This window comes from Planctopirus sp. SH287 (genome assembly GCF_056500625.1).
In genome coordinates this window covers 5363292-5379904 of sequence record NZ_CM151403.1, presented here as the reverse complement: position 1 = coordinate 5379904, position 16613 = coordinate 5363292, and the positions used below count along the sequence as shown (strand labels likewise).

Genomic DNA, 16613 nt, shown 5'->3' with positions numbered 1-16613 from the left:
TGTCTAATACGGGTTAACGAATCGTTGCCGCTCACCCTTCCATCAATCCGAGATCCTGCTCATGGCAAAGCTTCTGGTGCTTTATTACTCTTCTTACGGCCACATCGAAACCATGGCGGGTGCCATCGCTGAAGGTGCCTCAAAGGTTTCTGGCGTGGAAGTGATCGTCAAGCGTGTTCCCGAACTCATGCCCCCTGAGGCAGCAGCCCGCGCTGGTGTTAAGCTGGATCAGGCAGCCCCGATTGCTGATCCTAAAGAACTTGGCAATTACGACGGCATCATTTTTGGAACACCCACCCGATTTGGAAATATGGCCGCTCAGATGCGGAACTTTCTCGATCAGACCGGCGGCCTCTGGGTCAAAGGAGCTTTGGTCGGTAAGGTGGCCAGCGTCTTTGCCAGCACGGGAACTGGCGGTGGAAATGAATCGACCATTCTGACGTTCATCCCCACCTTGCTGCATCATGGCATGGTCTATGTCGGCCTTCCCTATGCCTGTCCTGAATTGACGGATATCAGCGAACTGAAAGGTGGCTCACCTTATGGGGCTGCCACCATCGCCGGTGCCGATGGCTCACGCCAGCCCAGCGCCAAAGAACTGGCCATGGCCCGCTATCAAGGCGAACATGTCGCCAGGATCACCGCCAAAATGACGGCATAAGTTGGCCCGAGAGCCTCTTTCTCTGGCGTTCACGCCCTTACGAGGCCCTTACGGGCTTCGTGGCGGCGTATGAGGCCAGTCGTTCAGCCACGAAGGGTCTTACGCCGCCAGAGCGCGGTGATTCTCGTTAGGTTGCAGGCAGGCGAAGCCGAGTCAATGTGTAGTGTCGGTAGATAATACGGATCCCAGGATTTAACGGCGCCTTGCGTGCCATGCTTGCGGCTCTGAGACAAGCATGCTCTTTGGTCTACTTCGGGATCAACGTCAAACGCAAATCCGGCATGCTCACTCAAAGCCGTGACAAAGCACTATTCGACTTCAACGATCACCACGGCTGCCTGTCCTTTTCGCGTCACATTCATTGACGCAAAGGTCTGGTTGGCGGGAACCACGCCAGCGGTCGTGACTACATTGACAGGGCATGCGGGATCGGGGGTTTCATAGTTCAGGGTTTGCGGAACAAATCCGCTACGAACTGCCGCCAGAGAGGTAATCAGTTCCACCATCCCCGAACCGGCTGAGGAATTCCCCAGGAAGCTCTTGGGAGCAGTGACCGGGATTTGCCTGTCGCCAAACACCGAGTTGATAGCACGGGCTTCCGCCGCATCGACATCCCCCACACCAGCGGCATGAGCGTTGTAATGACCGATGTCAGAAGCTTCCAGCTGTCCGTTACGGAAAGCGGCTTTCAAGGCGCCTTCAAAGGCATCCTGGTATCGGGGAAGACCGGCAACATCGACGCATGTGGCCGCCCCTGTCGCCAGAATTCTTCCTTGAATGACGGCACCCCGCGCTTCTGCATGCGCCCGGGTTTCCAGAATCAGCGTGCCAGCCCCTTCAGCGACCACAAAACCACTGCGATGAAGGTCGAACGGGCGGGATCGTTTTTCTGGCTCATCGGGCGAACTGGCCAGAATGGTTTTCAGTAACGCCAGATGCAGCGTCCGCATCGGATGCGAATAGGAACCGGTCGCACCGGTGATCATGATGTCGGCCGCTCCGCGCTGAAGAATGCGGACGGCTTCACCAATGACGACATTCCCCGAGGCTTCATCGAGAGTCAGCGAGTTGCTGGGGCCACGAGCATCAGCCGCAATGCTGATATGGCAGGCGGGCATATTGGGAAGGTAACGGAGCAGCCAGAGCGGCTCCATGCTGGCGATTCCCGCTTTCCCCCAGCCTTCGTAATCCAGATCTCCCGTTGCCGCCTGAGTCGCGACCGCCGATGGCCCGAGGATATCTGGTTCACTCAACATGAGATTCGCGCCAAACTCGACGCCCATGCGCTCATGATCGATCTGATTCAGATCCAGCTTGGAATTATTGAGCGCCATCAAAGCACTGGCGACCCCTAATTGAATATCACGGCACATCAGCTTGATGCTGCGGCGGACTTCTTTCAGGTAAATTTTCTTGGCAGAGTCATCATCAAAATCGTGGATTTCCCCAGTCGCGGAACCCGGGCTGGCAAAGCCGGGAAAGAGCCTTGTCTTGCTCACTCCCGAAGTGCCGGCTCTCAGTTGTTCCGTGAAGCGTTCCATCCCAATGCCAATGGGACTGAGAACACCCACGCCGGTAATGACAATGTCTTCTGCACTTTTACTTCTTAAGCCCATGGCGTGTTGTCTCATCTCCGTCTGTCAATTCCAGAGGCAATCCTTGTTACCCGTAAAAACGAGCCATCGCCCCTTCCGAGAAGCATTGCTGGCTTTTTCGGACAATTGAATCAGGAAAGAGAGTCGATTTGGATCACTTTTGCAAGCCAATCTCCCAATCAGCACTGACTCATCCGTCACCTTGCCAGTTATCGCCATAAGTTGTATCGCTGCATGGCTTGAATCACACGGTCAGAAACGCCCCGATTTCTCAGTTCAATGACACCTTCCGGGGGGAGCCGAAAACGGCCTCCACGATCGGCCAGGGTGCTGATGATCAGATCGTCGCTGATTCCGGAGTGAATCATTCGCAAAACATCCTGTTCAGTCATGGCACGCCCGTACATCATGCCAACGGCATGTTGATTGGCGGCGGCCTCCAACTGGACTTCACGAGCAAAGGCCACATCATCAGCATGGCCCATGGCGGCCCCCGCCGTTGTTCCAAGTGCAGTTCCGACCACCAAACCTGTCTTAGGGTTGCCAGTCGCAGCACCGACCAAAGTCCCGGCAATCGCACCAAAAGTGCCGCCAGCAACCGCTCCGTGCCGCGTCCCATTCATATGGGTACAGCCAGAAAACAGCACCATCAGCCCCAGGCCGAGAACCGTGAAGCAGAGCCTTAGGGAAATTGTGGAAAGATCGATTGTGGAGCAACAGGTTGAGGCCGAGGTCAACGCCGCACCAGACCAATAAGACGTCCGCGGAAAGTTCATCCATGAACCTTTCACAATGACGAGAGGAGAGCCGGATCGGACAGCGATCAACTCAGAAAGTGCTCTATATCTAATGTGCTCTGAATCTAACGAACCAATGGCCCGAAGGGTGGAGGTGGCAAGATGGCTGTGATTGAACTTAATCACTGACCAGTCAAGTCATTCCCACGAATTCTGTGTATCACGAATTCTGTGTCTTCAGTCTTGGCAAGACCGGAGACGAATCCATTCCTCGGGCAGACTTATTGAGCCATGTCAGATTCGAGATGTCGCCATCCCTGATCGCCCGGAAAATCTTGCCTAAAACGCCTGACAAAACCGGTTGCGCCTGTTGAAAAAGCCGAAGCTTCGCCAATTCTCACGGCATCAGAGGTTTTATCAGAGTTTTTTAGAGACGACCAAGAACCAGACAAGCGTTGTGGCCACCAAATCCGAAGCTGTTGGAAAGCATCTTGTCGACGCGCACATTCCGAGCAATATTCGGAACATAATCCAGTTTGCAGTCGGGATCCTGATTGTCCAGATTGATTGTCGGCGGAACAACACCGTGAATACAGCTCAGGACACCCACCACAAATTCGACACCACCGCTGGCTCCCAGAAGGTGCCCCAGTTGGCTCTTTGTGCTGGAAACGCAGACCGATTTCGCCTCTTCGCCGAAGACCGTCATGATGGCGTTGGACTCAGCTTTATCCCCCAGAGGAGTGCTTGTCCCGTGAGCGTTAATGTACTGAACCTGCCCGGGGTTGATCTTGGCATCTCGCAATGAGTTTGCCATCGCCCTGGCAGCGCCGGCCCCTTCAGGATCGGGGGCCGTCATATGGTTTCCATCGGAAGACATCCCGTAACCGAGGACTTCCGCCAGGATTTCAGCGCCACGAGCCTTCGCGTGTTCATACTCTTCCAGAACCGCAACACCGGCTCCTTCCGAGAGGACAAATCCATCGCGATCGCGATCAAATGGTCGACTGGCCGTTTCAGGAGAATCAAGCCGCGTCGAGAGTGCGCCCATCCGTGCAAAGCCGGAAAGCCCCATCGGCGTGATGGCTGCTTCACTGCCCCCAGCGATCATGACATCAGCCATGTCAGACTGGATCATGCGAAAGGCGTCACCTATCGCATTTGATGCCGATGCACAGGCAGTCGCCACGGCACTACTGGGGCCTTTCAGCCCGTAATAGACCGAAAGGTTACCACTGGCAGCGTTCACCATCAGCTTGGGAATCATGAACGGCGAGACACGAGAAGGGCCGCGATCAAAGAGCCGCGCGTGCTGCTCTTCAATTTCGTTCAGCCCCCCAATGCCACTGCCGACGATGACGCCGCAGCGATAGGGATCTGTATAGGATTTGAAATCGATCCCCGACTGACGAATCGCTTTATCGGCAGCCGCCATAGCGAACTGACAAAAGCGATCCAACCGCTTCATCTCCTTGGGATCAAAGTGGTCTTCAGCGTTGAAATCTTTGATTTCCCCGCCAAAGTTCACTTTGAACTCTGAAGGATCGAAACGTTCCAGTCGAGACACACCGCTCTTACCGCTGCAAAGATTGTCCCAGAATTCACTGAGCTCGCAGCCTAAGGCGGTGACGACCGACATCCCTGTCACGACGACACGTCTAGCCATCCGTCACTGCTTCTCTGAAATGTACTTAACTGCATCACCAACCGTTTTAATCTTCTCGTAATCTTCGTCGGGAATTTGGATACCAAATTCGTCTTCGAATTCCATTACGAGTTCAACGACATCCAAGGAGTCTGCTTTTAAATCATCGATAAACGAGCTTTCCAGCTTCACATCTTCTTTGGCGATGCTGAGTTGCTCGCTGACAATTGCGATTACTTTTTCTTCTACCGACGACGACACGCCATTCTCCTAAACCGCTTGAACTGTTAGACGCCTCTCGGCCTCATCCAAAACGGGAAACTGAACTTACCGTCCCGCGTAGGTGGCGAGAGCCTAACCGCTTTTCCACATCGTGTAAACCACAACAATCACCCGTTTTGCGAGATTCGCAAAGCGGCCTGATTTACCCTGTTTTCGGCAAATTGCGCCGCTAATGCAACCCTGAGAGCGACGCGACAGCATTCCCGGTTTTCTGCCAGGTTCACTTTCCCCGACATTTCTTAACGTTTCATTCGATTTTCAAGCTGATATCAAACGACTGTCGGGTTCTCTTACACCCTAAATCGTATCGTTGACAGTTTCACACGCGACTTTGCGATCAATTCGCTTTAGCAACCCCTTGAGAACTTTTCCTGGCCCGACTTCGTAAAACGAATCAACCCCATCGGCCAATAAATTTCTGATCGACTTTTCCCAAAGCACCGGTTCAGTCACTTGTTGAACCAGGAGTTTTCGCAATTCCGCTGGATCGTGATGTGCCGTGGCATCGACGTTGGACAGCACGGGGATCCGTGGTGATTTCAATGCAACGGACTCAAGCGCACCCGACAATTGCTCACAGGCCGAGGCCATGAGCGGCGTATGAAACGCGCCCGCCACAGCCAGAGGGATCGGACGTCCGCCGGCGGCTTCAATTCGTTCGGCCGCTTTTGCACAGGCGCTTTTATCACCCGACAGAACCGTGTTCCCTGGGCAAAGATAGTTGGCAATCCAGATTTGCCCCGCCTCGCGAGACTCCTCCACAACGGCTTCAACCTGCGGAAGCTCCAGAAGCAGGGCACTGACCATTCCCGAAGGAGACGCGTCGGCTGCGGCCTGCATGGCCTGACCACGAGCCGCGACAACTTTTAATCCTTCTTCAAAGGACATGGCCCCTGCGAAAACCAGGGCGGTGTATTCTCCAAGACTCAAGCCAGCGCTGGTCGCACAGGCATCAACCAGAGCAGGGTTTTCCACCTTGAGGGATTCCAGGGCGGCCAGGCTAGTCACAAACAATGCGGGCTGGCTGATCACCGTGCTATCCAGACGCTCTTGCGGGCCGCTTTGACAAATCGCCGCCAGATCATAGCCCAGAATTTCGCTCGCCTGATCAAAGAGTGCTTGTGCCGCAGGATACTTCTGTCGTAACCCGACACCCATCCCCAGATGTTGAGCACCCTGGCCCGGAAACAAAAATGCAACTTTCGCCAACGTTGGCCTGCCTTCCGTCTTGTGCGGTTTCCCTCTTAACAGTCGCGTTCTGGCGGCGTATAAACCCGGACTTTTCAGAACAAATGACGGTCATACGCCGCCACATTCACCCGGAAACGGGTCTATCGTGGCTGTGAGCCGGCATCGCTGGCTCAAAAGATCTTCCTGCAGGTTCGCAACTCGGCAGAAAAACTGCAAGTTACACGCCTTCCAACTTGAAATCGCGCGTTGAAGATCGCAAAAACAGCTCGCTTAAAGCCGCAAGCATGGCACATAGAGCGCTATTTACAGATCGCTATTTCCAGCGGCGAACGGATGGCGCTGACCGCGTAACACTCATGGATCAGGCTAAGCCCACCAACTGGGAATCAACTTCCAGTTCGTCGCAGATCTGAGCGTTAATCCCGCGAGACTGTAACTCGTAAGCCAATTTCAAGGCGTTATACATCGAGTGGCTGTTGCTTGATCCGTGGCAGATAATGCAATTGCCATCCACACCCAGGAGAGGTGCTCCACCGGATTCGTGGTAAACGTATTTCCGCTCTAACTGCTGCAGTGCCTCAATGGCTTTCGGCCGCTCTGTATCCAGGGCCGAAATGACAGCTTTTCCCACGGTCTTGAAGAGCATGTCAACCATCCCCTCACTCGACTTCAGGATGACATTGCCGACGAAACCTTCGCAGATCACAACGTCAGTTCGACCTTCATAAAGATCGCGTCCTTCGACGTTACCGACATAGTTATACTTCTGAATCGCTTTGCTTTTGGAATAAAGCTCTTGCGCATCGCGAACCAGATCGTTTCCTTTGCCGTCTTCACTACCAATATTCATCAGACCGACGGAAGGATGCTCAACTCCCAGCATGTTGCGGGCGTAAATGGCGCCAATGACACCATACTGCAAGAGGTGCTCAGGTCGCACCGCGGGATTGGCGCCCACATCCATCAGAATGCAGCGACCACGCATGGTCGGGAGCACAACGGCAATGCCAGGGCGGCGCACATTCTTCAGGAAAAGACGTGTTCTCAGCCCGGCGGCCACCACAGCACCGGTATGCCCGGCACTCACGACGGCGTCCACACTCTTCGCAGCCATTAATTGCCAGCAGACCGATAGCGAACAATTGGGCTTTTTGCGAAGCGCCTCTGTCGGCTTTTCGTCCATGCCCACGTAGCCATCCGCCGCATGCACCGTCAGGCGACGGCCAAACTCCGGGTGTGATTCAACCTGGCCAATCAAGAGAGGTGCGTCACCCACGAGCACCACTTCGAGGTCATGAATTGCCTCGACCGCCTTGATCGCTCCATCGACGTTGGGCTGAGGAAACACATCCCCACCCATCGCGTCCAATGCGACTTTCGCCACAGATTGATCCTTACCGGTTTGACCACATACAGTCAAAAATGGGATGTTAAGCCTCTAACTCACGTGGCACGCCTCAACGAGACCGTGCCACGTTTCATTTTAGGGCCGCTACAGTGCAACATCTTCCATTGCTGGGTGTTACAAGCTGATCATCGCCGCTCTTTCACGGCGAAAGTCAATTAGTCCTGAACTTCGGTGTCAGCAACCAGCGTTCGCCCCTGGTAGTAACCGCAGGTCGGGCAAACGACGTGGGTTGGCACTTGGGTGCTGCACTGGGGGCAGCTGGCCAATTGCAGTGGAGTCAGAAAATCGTGACTACGACGGCGACGCGAACGTCCCTTGGATTGCCGTCTTTTGGGAACTGCCATGACTCATTTCCGATCAACGTAAGATACAGTGCGGAAAACAGTTGCGCCTGAAACACTCCTGCATTTGCAAGATTTCGCGTAACTGTCGGCCCCGCCGGGATTTGTTTTGGAAGAGGAAATGGTATTCCTTTCGGGAAACAACTGTCAAGCAACGCCAGAATGGGGCATCATCACTGGCCTTGCGAACAGTTCTTATTGTGGGGCTGGGGAGTGGGGAATTCCCCTCCGCAAAGGGGACGTTTCAATGGCCAATCAAATCATCTCAGTGAATTGTGACATCTTCTCACGCAAGAACTTAAAGGAGACTGGTTATTACGAGTAACGAGCTGCCGTTGCCCGTATTGTCAAACCGTATCGTCCATCATGAATCACCAGACTGACCACCAGACATCCGACATCCCGCCGTCCCACCAATCGACCACCCCGCCAACGGATTCAACAGGTCATTGGAGGTTCTGGATCGATGTGGGAGGAACATTCGCTGACATCATTGCTCAATCGCCTTCGGGTGAGTTGCAGGCAAGAAAGTGCTTAAGCTCCGGATGTGTGAAAGGTTTCTGTGATCAAACCACTCCGGCCATGCATCAATGGCATGACAGCACGCTGGGAGACTTTCCAACAGGTTTCTTCACTCAATACACCTGCCTGTTTCATGACACTCAGGGGCGACCACAACAAGTCGTCATTGCACGTCACGAGAGAATCCCTGTCCCGTCCACTGCCTCTTCGGCCATGCCCCAGAACCCTCACGATCAATCGTCTGCACCGCCAGCTTATGTGGCCCGAATGACGGCTTGTTGCCCCGCGCCAAACGGATCAGCCAAAGCTGGCCCGCTGCCTCTTTCTGGAGAGACACAGGCTGGAGAGACACAGGAAATCATCATCCCCCCTGTCGGCACACCCTACGATCTGACAGCCTACGAAGAAGCCGCCTTTCTGGGAGTGCGCCAGATCCTGAATCTTTCCCTCGATCAGCCCATTCCTGAAATCTCGCTGACGCTGGGCACCACTCGCGGCACCAACGCTCTTTTAACCCGTTCCGGAGCCAAAACCGCACTTCTGACAACTCGGGGATTCGGTGATCTTCCCTTGATCGGATCTCAGGAGCGACCGCACCTCTTTTCGCTGCAAATCCACAAGCCAGCACCTCTGTTTACCACGGTTGTTGAGATCGACGAACGACTGACGGCTAATGGCGAAGTCTTGTTGCCGCCTGATGAAGCCAAAGTCACTTTGCAATTGAAAGAACTCCGAACTCAAGGCATTGAATCCGTCGCGATTTCGTTTCTGCATGCGTGGAAGTTTCCGCAACACGAACAGCTTGTCGCCAGAATCGCCCGCGAGACAGGTTTTCAGGAAGTCTGCACATCCCATGAAACGGCTGCCGTTCCGCGTCTGGTACCGCGAACGGAAACTACCGTTCTTGATGCATTTCTCACGCCCATTCTGCGGACATATCTGGACAGCCTGACGCAGCGCATCAACCGGGATCAGGTGCGGTTGATGACCAGTTCCGGAAAGCTGGTCAAAGCCAGCGAATTTCGAGGCAGCGACAGCGTTTTGAGTGGGCCAGCCGGTGGCGTGATCGGATTTGCCCGTGCGGCGGAAGCAGCGGGTTTTACAAAATCCATTGGCCTGGATATGGGCGGCACCAGCACCGACGTCGCCCACTATTCCGGGGAGTTCATGCACGAATTTGAAGGGATGAAAGCCGGGGTCAAGCTGGTGGGCGACCGACTGGCGATTGAAACTGTGGCGGCGGGAGGCGGAAGCCTTTGTGATGTCGCGGGACGCCAGTTGATCGTTGGCCCGCGCAGTGCCGGTGCTTCGCCTGGCCCGGCCTGTTATGGACAAGGTGGCCCGCTCACGATCACTGATTGCAATGTCTGGTTGGGGCGGATTGACGAAAGCCGCTTCCCGTTTCCGCTTGATCGAGCAGCGACCGAACGGCGTTTGAACGAAGTCTTCCAAAGGCTGCAAGAAGGATTGAATCTTTCAACAAACGACGTCTTGCCGATTCGTACCATGGAAGAACTCGCCGCAGGATTCCTCGAAATTGCCAATGCCACCATGGCACGGGCCATCCGCAAAATCTCCATCCAGAAGGGGCTGGTTCCTGAAGAGTATCTGCTGGTCGCTTTTGGCGGCGCCGCTGCTCAACATGCCTGTGGGATTGCACGCCTGCTGGAAATCCCGCGAATTCTCATCCACCCGCTGGCGGCTCTGCTTTGCGCCTACGGGTTGCGGCAAGCCGACCTCACCAAACGGGATGAGCGGCCCATTTATCGCAGCCTTGAGATCAAACCCACAACATCGATTGCCTCAAATGCTCTCAATAAAAACACCCACAATAAAAGAGTGGGAACAGGCTCCATATCGGCCAACGAGCTGGCCGATATGGTCTCCTCGCTCACGGAAGAACTGCGTCAACAGGTGGAAATGGAGCGGCGGCCCGAGCAAATCATGCAGCCCCCACGAACAACGATTGTGATTCGATATGCCGGTTCAGAATCATCACTGGAAGTCGACTGGCCCGCAGCCCCCTCGCAGGCTTCGAACGAACAGCTTTCGCACGCCTTCCGCCAATTGCACCAGCAGCGCTATGGATATGACCGAGCCGGGGCGACACTGGAAGTTGTAGCCGTTCGAGGCGAGGTTTCCGCTGGCGAACCTCGTCCTCCTGTTCCTGCCATGCCTCGATCAAAGAAGGCGGCGGCCTCTTCGGGAACATTGAAAATCTGGTTGAAAGGAAGCTGGCAAGACGCTCCCCGATACCTCCGCAGTGAACTCTCCCCAGGAGAGACGGTCACTGGCCCCGCGCTCATCTCGGATCCGACGACCACAACAGTCGTTGAGCCGGATTACACCGCGCAGCTTCTCCCAGGGGGAGAACTTTTGCTCTCTCGCTGCCCATTGGTTCCCTCAACAAATCACCATCATCATCCAGCAAACAACGGGAAGTTGTCTCCTGTGGAGATCGAAGTCTTCCATCAGCGACTGGCATCCATCGCTGATGAAATGGGAGTCAAACTCCAGCAGACTGCCCTTTCGGTCAACGTGAAAGAACGGCTCGATTACAGCTGTGCCATCTTCTCAAGCCAGGGGGAACTGGTGGTCAATGCCCCTCACGTTCCGGTGCATCTGGGAGCCATGAGTGAGTCGATCAAGTCGGTGTTAGCCGCTTATCCCGAGATGGAACCAGGTGATGTTTTCCTGACGAACGATCCCTTTGGCGGCGGTTCCCATCTGCCTGACCTCACCGTGATAACGCCGGTTTTCATCGACGAAACGCCACACAATCCACTCTCTCAAGAGGAAACAGAGTCGCGAAAACCCCGGCTGTGCGCCTTCACCGCCAATCGTGCTCATCATGCCGAGATTGGCGGAATCGTTCCGGGAAGTATGCCACCCTTTTCAAAGAGGCTGGCTGATGAAGGAGTCCTGCTCAAAAACCTGCGAATTGTCCATCGGGGCGCATTTGATGAAGCGGGCTTGCGTGAGAAACTGACCGCCCCGCCCTTCCCTTCACGGATGCCCAACCAGAATATCGCCGACCTTGTGGCACAGATGGCTTCAAACGCCCGTGGCATGGAACTGGTCAGCGAGTTTGTCCGCGAACAGTCGCTGGCCCGGTTCGAGAACTGTCTTGACCAGTTGAAGCAGATTGCCGCGACCAAGATCCGGCAAATGCTGGCCACCTTCCCTCCAGAGCCGCGCGAATTTATCGATCATCTCGATGATGGCTCCGTCATTCGCGTGACGTCTCGCATGATCAATGGTAGGGAAGATTCAGCCACCACTTCGACCCTCCGTTGCCAGCTCGATTTCACAGGAACATCACCTGTCCTTTCCAGCAACCTCAATGCCAACCGGGCGATTGTCACGTCTTGCGTAATGTATGTCATGCGGTCATTGCTCGAATGGCATGATGCGGAGCATTCCCACAATCAATTCCCGCTGAACAGTGGTGTGTTGGAACCTCTGGAATTGATCCTGCCCGAGTGTCTGTTGAACCCGCCCGCTCATTCTGATCCTCAAAACTGTGCGGCTGTCGTAGGCGGAAATGTCGAAACCTCTCAGCGGATTGTCGATGTCCTGCTGGGGTTGTTCGGAGTTGCAGCCGCCAGCCAGGGAACCATGAACAACCTGACGTTTGGCAATGCTCAGTTCGGTTATTACGAGACGATTTGCGGCGGTGTCGGCGCCACTTCGCGCGGCCCAGGCGCTGATGCCATCCATTCCCACATGACCAATACCCGACTCACCGATCCCGAGATTCTTGAACAGCGCTATCCGCTGAGAGTCCGACACTTCGGCATTCGTCAGAATTCCGGGGGCAAGGGACAGCATCGCGGAGGGCACGGCGTCATCCGCGAGATCGAGTTTTTGGAACCGCTATCACTCTCGATCCTTTCCGAGCGACGCGGCCCCTATCCACCGTATGGCCTTGCGGGAGGTGAAGCCGGAGCATGTGGAAAAAACCTCCTGACACGAGCAGAGACGGGCGAAACCATCGATCTGGGAGGCAAGGCTTCGGTCACCGTTCAACCGGGCGACACCATCACCATCCAAACCCCCGGCGGCGGCAGCTGGAATCCTCTTCCAGACAAGCATTCCCAAGAGAAATAGCACTCACCGGGTGGCACAGGTTGGTCGTCTTCGGGCTACCTGTGTGCTGTAGGCACAGGAGGGTGCGTTTGTGAGTGAGTTTGAACAGAAAGGTGCAAGTCCTTTTCAGGGAGACGTTCTCCGGCCTGTAGCCGACCGTAACTGCGTCATCGTGAGATGGGGTGGGGAGCAACGGAAGGCGAACTGCCAGTCCGCAACGCAAGTGAACTCGATTCGGCCGGTGTGTCTGGCGAGCCTGCCCTCTTAAGGTGAAGCCCAGACTCCAGTAATGGAGAAGCCGACGACGCTGATGGGTAACGTGTCAAAGCGATCGTCGAAGCACTCAGGTGATTGGAGACGGAATGGTGGGAAGTTCAGACTCATTAAGCAAAGAGACCTGTCCGGGTGACTGACCTGGGCAGGAGTCAGAGGAACCATAGTCGCGTTGAAGCCGGGTAATGCTGGGGGAGCGAAGGCCGGCGAGGCCGGTTTGTTTTTCCGCCAAATCTCTCGTTTGGTAATGCGTGAAAAGATCTCCCTCGCCGCTGCAACCGCCCGTGGCGGCAGGAAGATGAAAGGCGAGATGACCAGACGACAGGAAGCACCACCGGCGTCAGTGCCTCAGGCTCAACAAGCCGGAGCAGCAGTCGAACCACACCCGTTGTGGACGATTGCCAAACCTTGCGTCTGGACTACTCGCATGTTGACGACCCTCCTTGCGGGGGTGGAAGGACAGAAATGGTTCAGGCTCTATGACAAGGTGTTCGCGGAACGGAATCTGTTCGCTGCATATCAACAAGTGGCCAAGAACAAGGGCGCTCCCGGGTGTCGACCACGTGACCACAGAGGAGTTCGGACGGCAATTACCAGAAGCCATCTGGCAATTATCAGATACACTCCGGGACGGTACCTATCGACCTCAGGCAATTCGTCGCGTTCAGATACCCAAGCCAGGTACGAAAGAAACTCGCCCGTTAGGCATTCCTACGGTTCGGGATCGCATCGTACAGGCGGCAGTTGTGAATGTGATCGAACCCATCTTCGAACGTGACTTTGCGAAACACAGTTATGGATTTCGCCCGAAACGGAGCTGCAAAGACGCACTTCGACGAGTCGATCAATTGCTGAAAGCCGGATACGTCCACGTCGTGGATGCCGACCTCAAAGGCTATTTCGACTCGATTCCTCACGACAACCTGATGAAACGCCTTGAGGAGAAGGTCTCGGATGGCCGGTGCTGTCTCTGATCGCTTCCTTTCTGAAAGCGGGGATTCTGGATGCCACAACGGAATGGACACCGACCTCCGGCGCGCCGCAAGGCGCGGTCCTCAGTCCGCTGTTAAGTAATATCTATCTCGATCCGCTGGACCATCAAATGGTTCGAAACGGCTTTGAGATGGTTCGTTACGCAGATGATTTCGTGATCCTGTGCCGGACAGCCGACGAGGCGATCGTAGCACTGGAACAGGTGCAAACATGGGTCGCCAACAACGGCCTCACACTGCATCCCACCAAAACACGAACGTCGACGCGACCGCAGAAAGCTTTGCCTTTCTGGGCTATGAATTTCGGGGGGCACAACACGTCCCTCGCAAGAAAAGCCTCCAGAAACTGAAAGACACATTACGGCAGAAAACACGTCGAAACTCGGGAAAATCGCTGAAGAGCATTGTGACGGATGTGAACCGAACGCTCCATGGCTGGTTCAACTACTTCCAGCACAGCACGAGGCGATCAATCTACCGGGATCTGGACGGCTGGCTGCGAATGCGTTTGCGAACTCTGCTGCGTCGTCGCTTAGGCGGGCGGGGCCATGCGAATCACAAACGCGATAGTATCGCCTGGCCGATTAAGTTCTTCGCCAAACAAGGGCTGTTCAGTCTAACCACAGCCCATGCCTCGGCCTGTCAATCCTCACGAAGGTAAAACCATCAACCGGAGAGCCGGATGCGGGAAACCCGCTCGTCCGGTTCGGAGGGAGGGGGACTCAATCCAGTAAGATCTCCCTACCCCTATGGGTGTATCGCCCTGCCTCACTGAGTTGAACTTAAGATCCCTAATGATCCACAAGAGAGGTTTTCTGGCAACAAAACTCTTTTGCCTCCAACACACAGGTAGGTCGCTGACGACTAACCTGTGCTACCCAGCTGTAACCCGGCATGCGGCACCCTGTGCTTTGAACTTGAAGAGCCCTGGCAGATTAAGTGGTCACTTCTCTCCCGGCCATTTCCAGTGCCGTTGCGACAATTCCCGCAACATTCAAGCCACATTCGGCAAGCAATTCGTCGCGTTCGCCATGTTCGACAAAGCGGTCAGGCAGGGCGAGAATCTTCAGTCGATCACACGAGACCCCGCGTTGTGACGCCGCTTCCAACACAGCCGAACCAAAGCCACCGGCCAGCACATGCTCTTCGATGGTGATGACAAAGCCCTGCTCCAACACACCCAACAGGCATTCTTCATCAAGCGGCTTCGCAAAGCGGGCGTTGATAATCCCCACATCAAGGCCGTGTTCATTCCGGAGAATTTCAGTGGCTTTAACGCAACTGGCCAGCAGTGTGCCATAGGCGACCAGTGTTCCATCCAGCCCCTCACGAAGGATCTCCGCTTTCCCCAGTTCTACCGGAGTGATTGTGCGGGGAATGGTCTCAACATTGGCCTTGGGATAACGAATGGCGACCGGCCGATCGATCGACAAAGCCAGTTCCATCATCGGCTCGACATCGCTTTCATCGCCAGGCGCCATGCAAACCATGTGTGGAAAAATGCGGGTGTAAGAAATGTCATAGACGCCGTGATGCGTCGGCCCATCCGGCCCAGCGATCCCCGCGCGATCCATCGCAAAAACGACAGGCAGATTCTGAAGACAGACTTCCTGGAAGATATGGTCAAATGCCCGCTGCAGGAAGGTGCTATAGATATCAACGACAGGCCGCATGCCGGCCTTGGCCATGCCGCCAGCGAAGGCGACGGTATGGGCTTCACAAATGCCGGTATCAAAGAATCGTTCCGGAAAATCATGTCGGATGCGGCTGAGTTTGTTTCCTTCACACATGGCCGCTGTCAGCACGCAGACCTTGGGATTTTTCTCCATGGCCTGATAAAGCGAGTCGCTCATCGCGTTCGTATAGGCCCGACCCGATGATGACTTCATTTGCACGATCTGGCCGTAGATATCCCGCTGAAATGGCGGTGGTGCGTGGAAGGTGACGGGATCATCGCAAGCTGGACGGAAGCCGTTACCTTTGTTGGTGAAGACATGCAGGAGCACTGGCCCCTTCATCTTCTTGACCATCGCAAGATACTGCCGGAGGGTGGCCAGATCGTGGCCATCAATGGGGCCAATATACTTAAAGCCCATCTCTTCAAAGAGCATGCCCCCATGCAGCATCCCCTTGACGGCATCTTTGATCTGGGAAAGTGTCTGCTTGGCGCTTTCCCCCACCACAGGGACAGACTTCAAAAATCGTGAAATATCCCTCTTCAACCCATCATACATCGGTGCGCCGCGGGCTTTATCGAGATATTGAGCCAGGCCACCCACACGCGGACAGATCCCCATCTTGTTGTCGTTCAGAATGACCAGCATGTCTTTTTTGAGTTCAGCCGCGTTGTTCATCGCCTCGAAGACAACTCCCGAGGGAAGTGCCCCGTCGCCGATCACAGCAACCGATTTGCGGTCTTCTCCCTGAAGGTCATCGCCGGCTTTCAGACCGAGCACTGTCGATAGGCTTGAGCCGGCATGGCCCGTCATAAACAGGTCGTATTCGCTCTCCTGAGGGTTTGGAAAGCCCATCAATCCCCCACGCTGCCGGATGGTCGGGAATGACGCAAACCGCCCGGTAATCAGCTTGTGAGGATAGATCTGATGGCCCGTATCCCAGATCAGCCGATCGCGGGAAAAGTCGAACTCCAGATGAAGCGCAAGGCAAAGTTCCACCACGCCCAGATTGCTGGCGAAGTGCGCCGTCCGATCCGAAACGACGCCGCAGAGCGCCTCGCGAATCTCATCGGCAAGCTGAATCAACTGGGGAGGAGTCAGTCTCTCCAGATCTTTGGGAGAAGTGATCCGTGGAAGAAATTCCATCTGCATGATCGTTTTCCTGACCAGTCAGCTTGTGGCTCCCGAAGGAGTTTGGCTT

13 protein-coding genes are annotated in these 16613 nt (G+C 55.2%); 5 read left to right on the top strand and 8 right to left on the bottom strand.

Features of this window, described 5'->3' with window-relative positions; all coding sequences use genetic code 11:
- The first annotated feature begins 61 nt into the window (after positions 1-61).
- Positions 62-661, top strand: a complete 600-nt coding sequence (gene wrbA, locus SH287x_RS20020) for an NAD(P)H:quinone oxidoreductase (protein ID WP_479516177.1) — start codon at positions 62-64, stop codon at positions 659-661.
- A gap of 308 nt (positions 662-969) precedes the next feature.
- On the opposite strand, the gene SH287x_RS20015 is transcribed toward wrbA, so the two are convergent.
- The 7 genes from SH287x_RS20015 to rpmF form a co-directional block, all read right to left on the bottom strand.
- Complete coding sequence (locus tag SH287x_RS20015; protein ID WP_479516176.1) at positions 970-2292, bottom strand: beta-ketoacyl-[acyl-carrier-protein] synthase family protein; 1323 nt, start codon at positions 2290-2292, stop codon at positions 970-972.
- Between the two features lie 173 nt (positions 2293-2465).
- Positions 2466-3032 (bottom strand): YMGG-like glycine zipper-containing protein, encoded by a 567-nt coding sequence (locus tag SH287x_RS20010; protein ID WP_479516175.1) that lies wholly within the window; start codon positions 3030-3032, stop codon positions 2466-2468.
- A 388-nt stretch (positions 3033-3420) separates the two neighbouring features.
- Positions 3421-4659 carry a beta-ketoacyl-ACP synthase II gene (fabF, locus tag SH287x_RS20005; protein WP_479516174.1) on the bottom strand — a complete coding sequence of 413 codons (1239 nt, stop codon included), beginning with the start codon at positions 4657-4659 and terminating at the stop codon, positions 3421-3423.
- 3 nt (positions 4660-4662) lie between these two features.
- Complete coding sequence (acpP, locus tag SH287x_RS20000) at positions 4663-4899, bottom strand: acyl carrier protein (protein WP_479516173.1); 237 nt, start codon at positions 4897-4899, stop codon at positions 4663-4665.
- Positions 4900-5217: 318 nt separating this feature from the next.
- Complete coding sequence (gene fabD, locus SH287x_RS19995; RefSeq protein WP_479516172.1) at positions 5218-6129, bottom strand: ACP S-malonyltransferase; 912 nt, start codon at positions 6127-6129, stop codon at positions 5218-5220.
- 343 nt (positions 6130-6472) lie between these two features.
- Positions 6473-7495: a phosphate acyltransferase PlsX gene (gene plsX, locus SH287x_RS19990; protein WP_479516171.1), complete on the bottom strand. Its 1023-nt coding sequence runs from the start codon at positions 7493-7495 to the stop codon at positions 6473-6475.
- A 179-nt stretch (positions 7496-7674) separates the two neighbouring features.
- Positions 7675-7863 (bottom strand): 50S ribosomal protein L32, encoded by a 189-nt coding sequence (rpmF, locus tag SH287x_RS19985; RefSeq protein ID WP_479516170.1) that lies wholly within the window; start codon positions 7861-7863, stop codon positions 7675-7677.
- Positions 7864-8226: 363 nt separating this feature from the next.
- On the opposite strand from rpmF, the gene SH287x_RS19980 reads away from it, so the two are divergent.
- The 4 genes from SH287x_RS19980 (at position 8227) to SH287x_RS19965 (ending at position 14397) form a co-directional block, all read left to right on the top strand.
- Positions 8227-12492, top strand: coding sequence for a hydantoinase B/oxoprolinase family protein (locus SH287x_RS19980; protein WP_479516169.1), 4266 nt, complete (start codon positions 8227-8229; stop codon positions 12490-12492).
- 815 nt (positions 12493-13307) lie between these two features.
- Positions 13308-13718, top strand: coding sequence for a reverse transcriptase domain-containing protein (locus SH287x_RS19975; protein ID WP_479516168.1), 411 nt, complete (start codon positions 13308-13310; stop codon positions 13716-13718).
- Positions 13706-14086, top strand: a complete 381-nt coding sequence (locus tag SH287x_RS19970; RefSeq protein ID WP_479516167.1) for a reverse transcriptase domain-containing protein — start codon at positions 13706-13708, stop codon at positions 14084-14086. The genes SH287x_RS19975 and SH287x_RS19970 overlap by 13 nt, the downstream gene beginning before the upstream one ends.
- Positions 14026-14397, top strand: coding sequence for a group II intron maturase-specific domain-containing protein (locus SH287x_RS19965; protein ID WP_479518745.1), 372 nt, complete (start codon positions 14026-14028; stop codon positions 14395-14397). The genes SH287x_RS19970 and SH287x_RS19965 overlap by 61 nt, the downstream gene beginning before the upstream one ends.
- Before the next feature lie 274 nt (positions 14398-14671).
- On the opposite strand, the gene dxs is transcribed toward SH287x_RS19965, so the two are convergent.
- The gene (gene dxs, locus SH287x_RS19960; protein ID WP_479516166.1) at positions 14672-16564 is read right to left on the bottom strand and encodes a 1-deoxy-D-xylulose-5-phosphate synthase; all 1893 of its coding nucleotides are present in this window, start codon (positions 16562-16564) and stop codon (positions 14672-14674) included.
- Positions 16565-16613: the final 49 nt, after the last annotated feature.

What these genes read in the sequence shown, in the direction of transcription:
- rpmF (WP_479516170.1), bottom strand. Translation starts at nt 7,863, where the DNA reads ATGGCAGTTCCCAAAAGACGGCAATCCAAGGGACGTTCGCGTCGCCGT.
- SH287x_RS20015 (WP_479516176.1), bottom strand. Translation starts at nt 2,292, where the DNA reads ATGAGACAACACGCCATGGGCTTAAGAAGTAAAAGTGCAGAAGACATT.
- wrbA (WP_479516177.1), top strand. Translation starts at nt 62, where the DNA reads ATGGCAAAGCTTCTGGTGCTTTATTACTCTTCTTACGGCCACATCGAA.
- SH287x_RS19980 (WP_479516169.1), top strand. Translation starts at nt 8,227, where the DNA reads ATGAATCACCAGACTGACCACCAGACATCCGACATCCCGCCGTCCCAC.
- fabF (WP_479516174.1), bottom strand. Translation starts at nt 4,659, where the DNA reads ATGGCTAGACGTGTCGTCGTGACAGGGATGTCGGTCGTCACCGCCTTA.
- dxs (WP_479516166.1), bottom strand. Translation starts at nt 16,564, where the DNA reads ATGCAGATGGAATTTCTTCCACGGATCACTTCTCCCAAAGATCTGGAG.
- SH287x_RS20010 (WP_479516175.1), bottom strand. Translation starts at nt 3,032, where the DNA reads ATGAACTTTCCGCGGACGTCTTATTGGTCTGGTGCGGCGTTGACCTCG.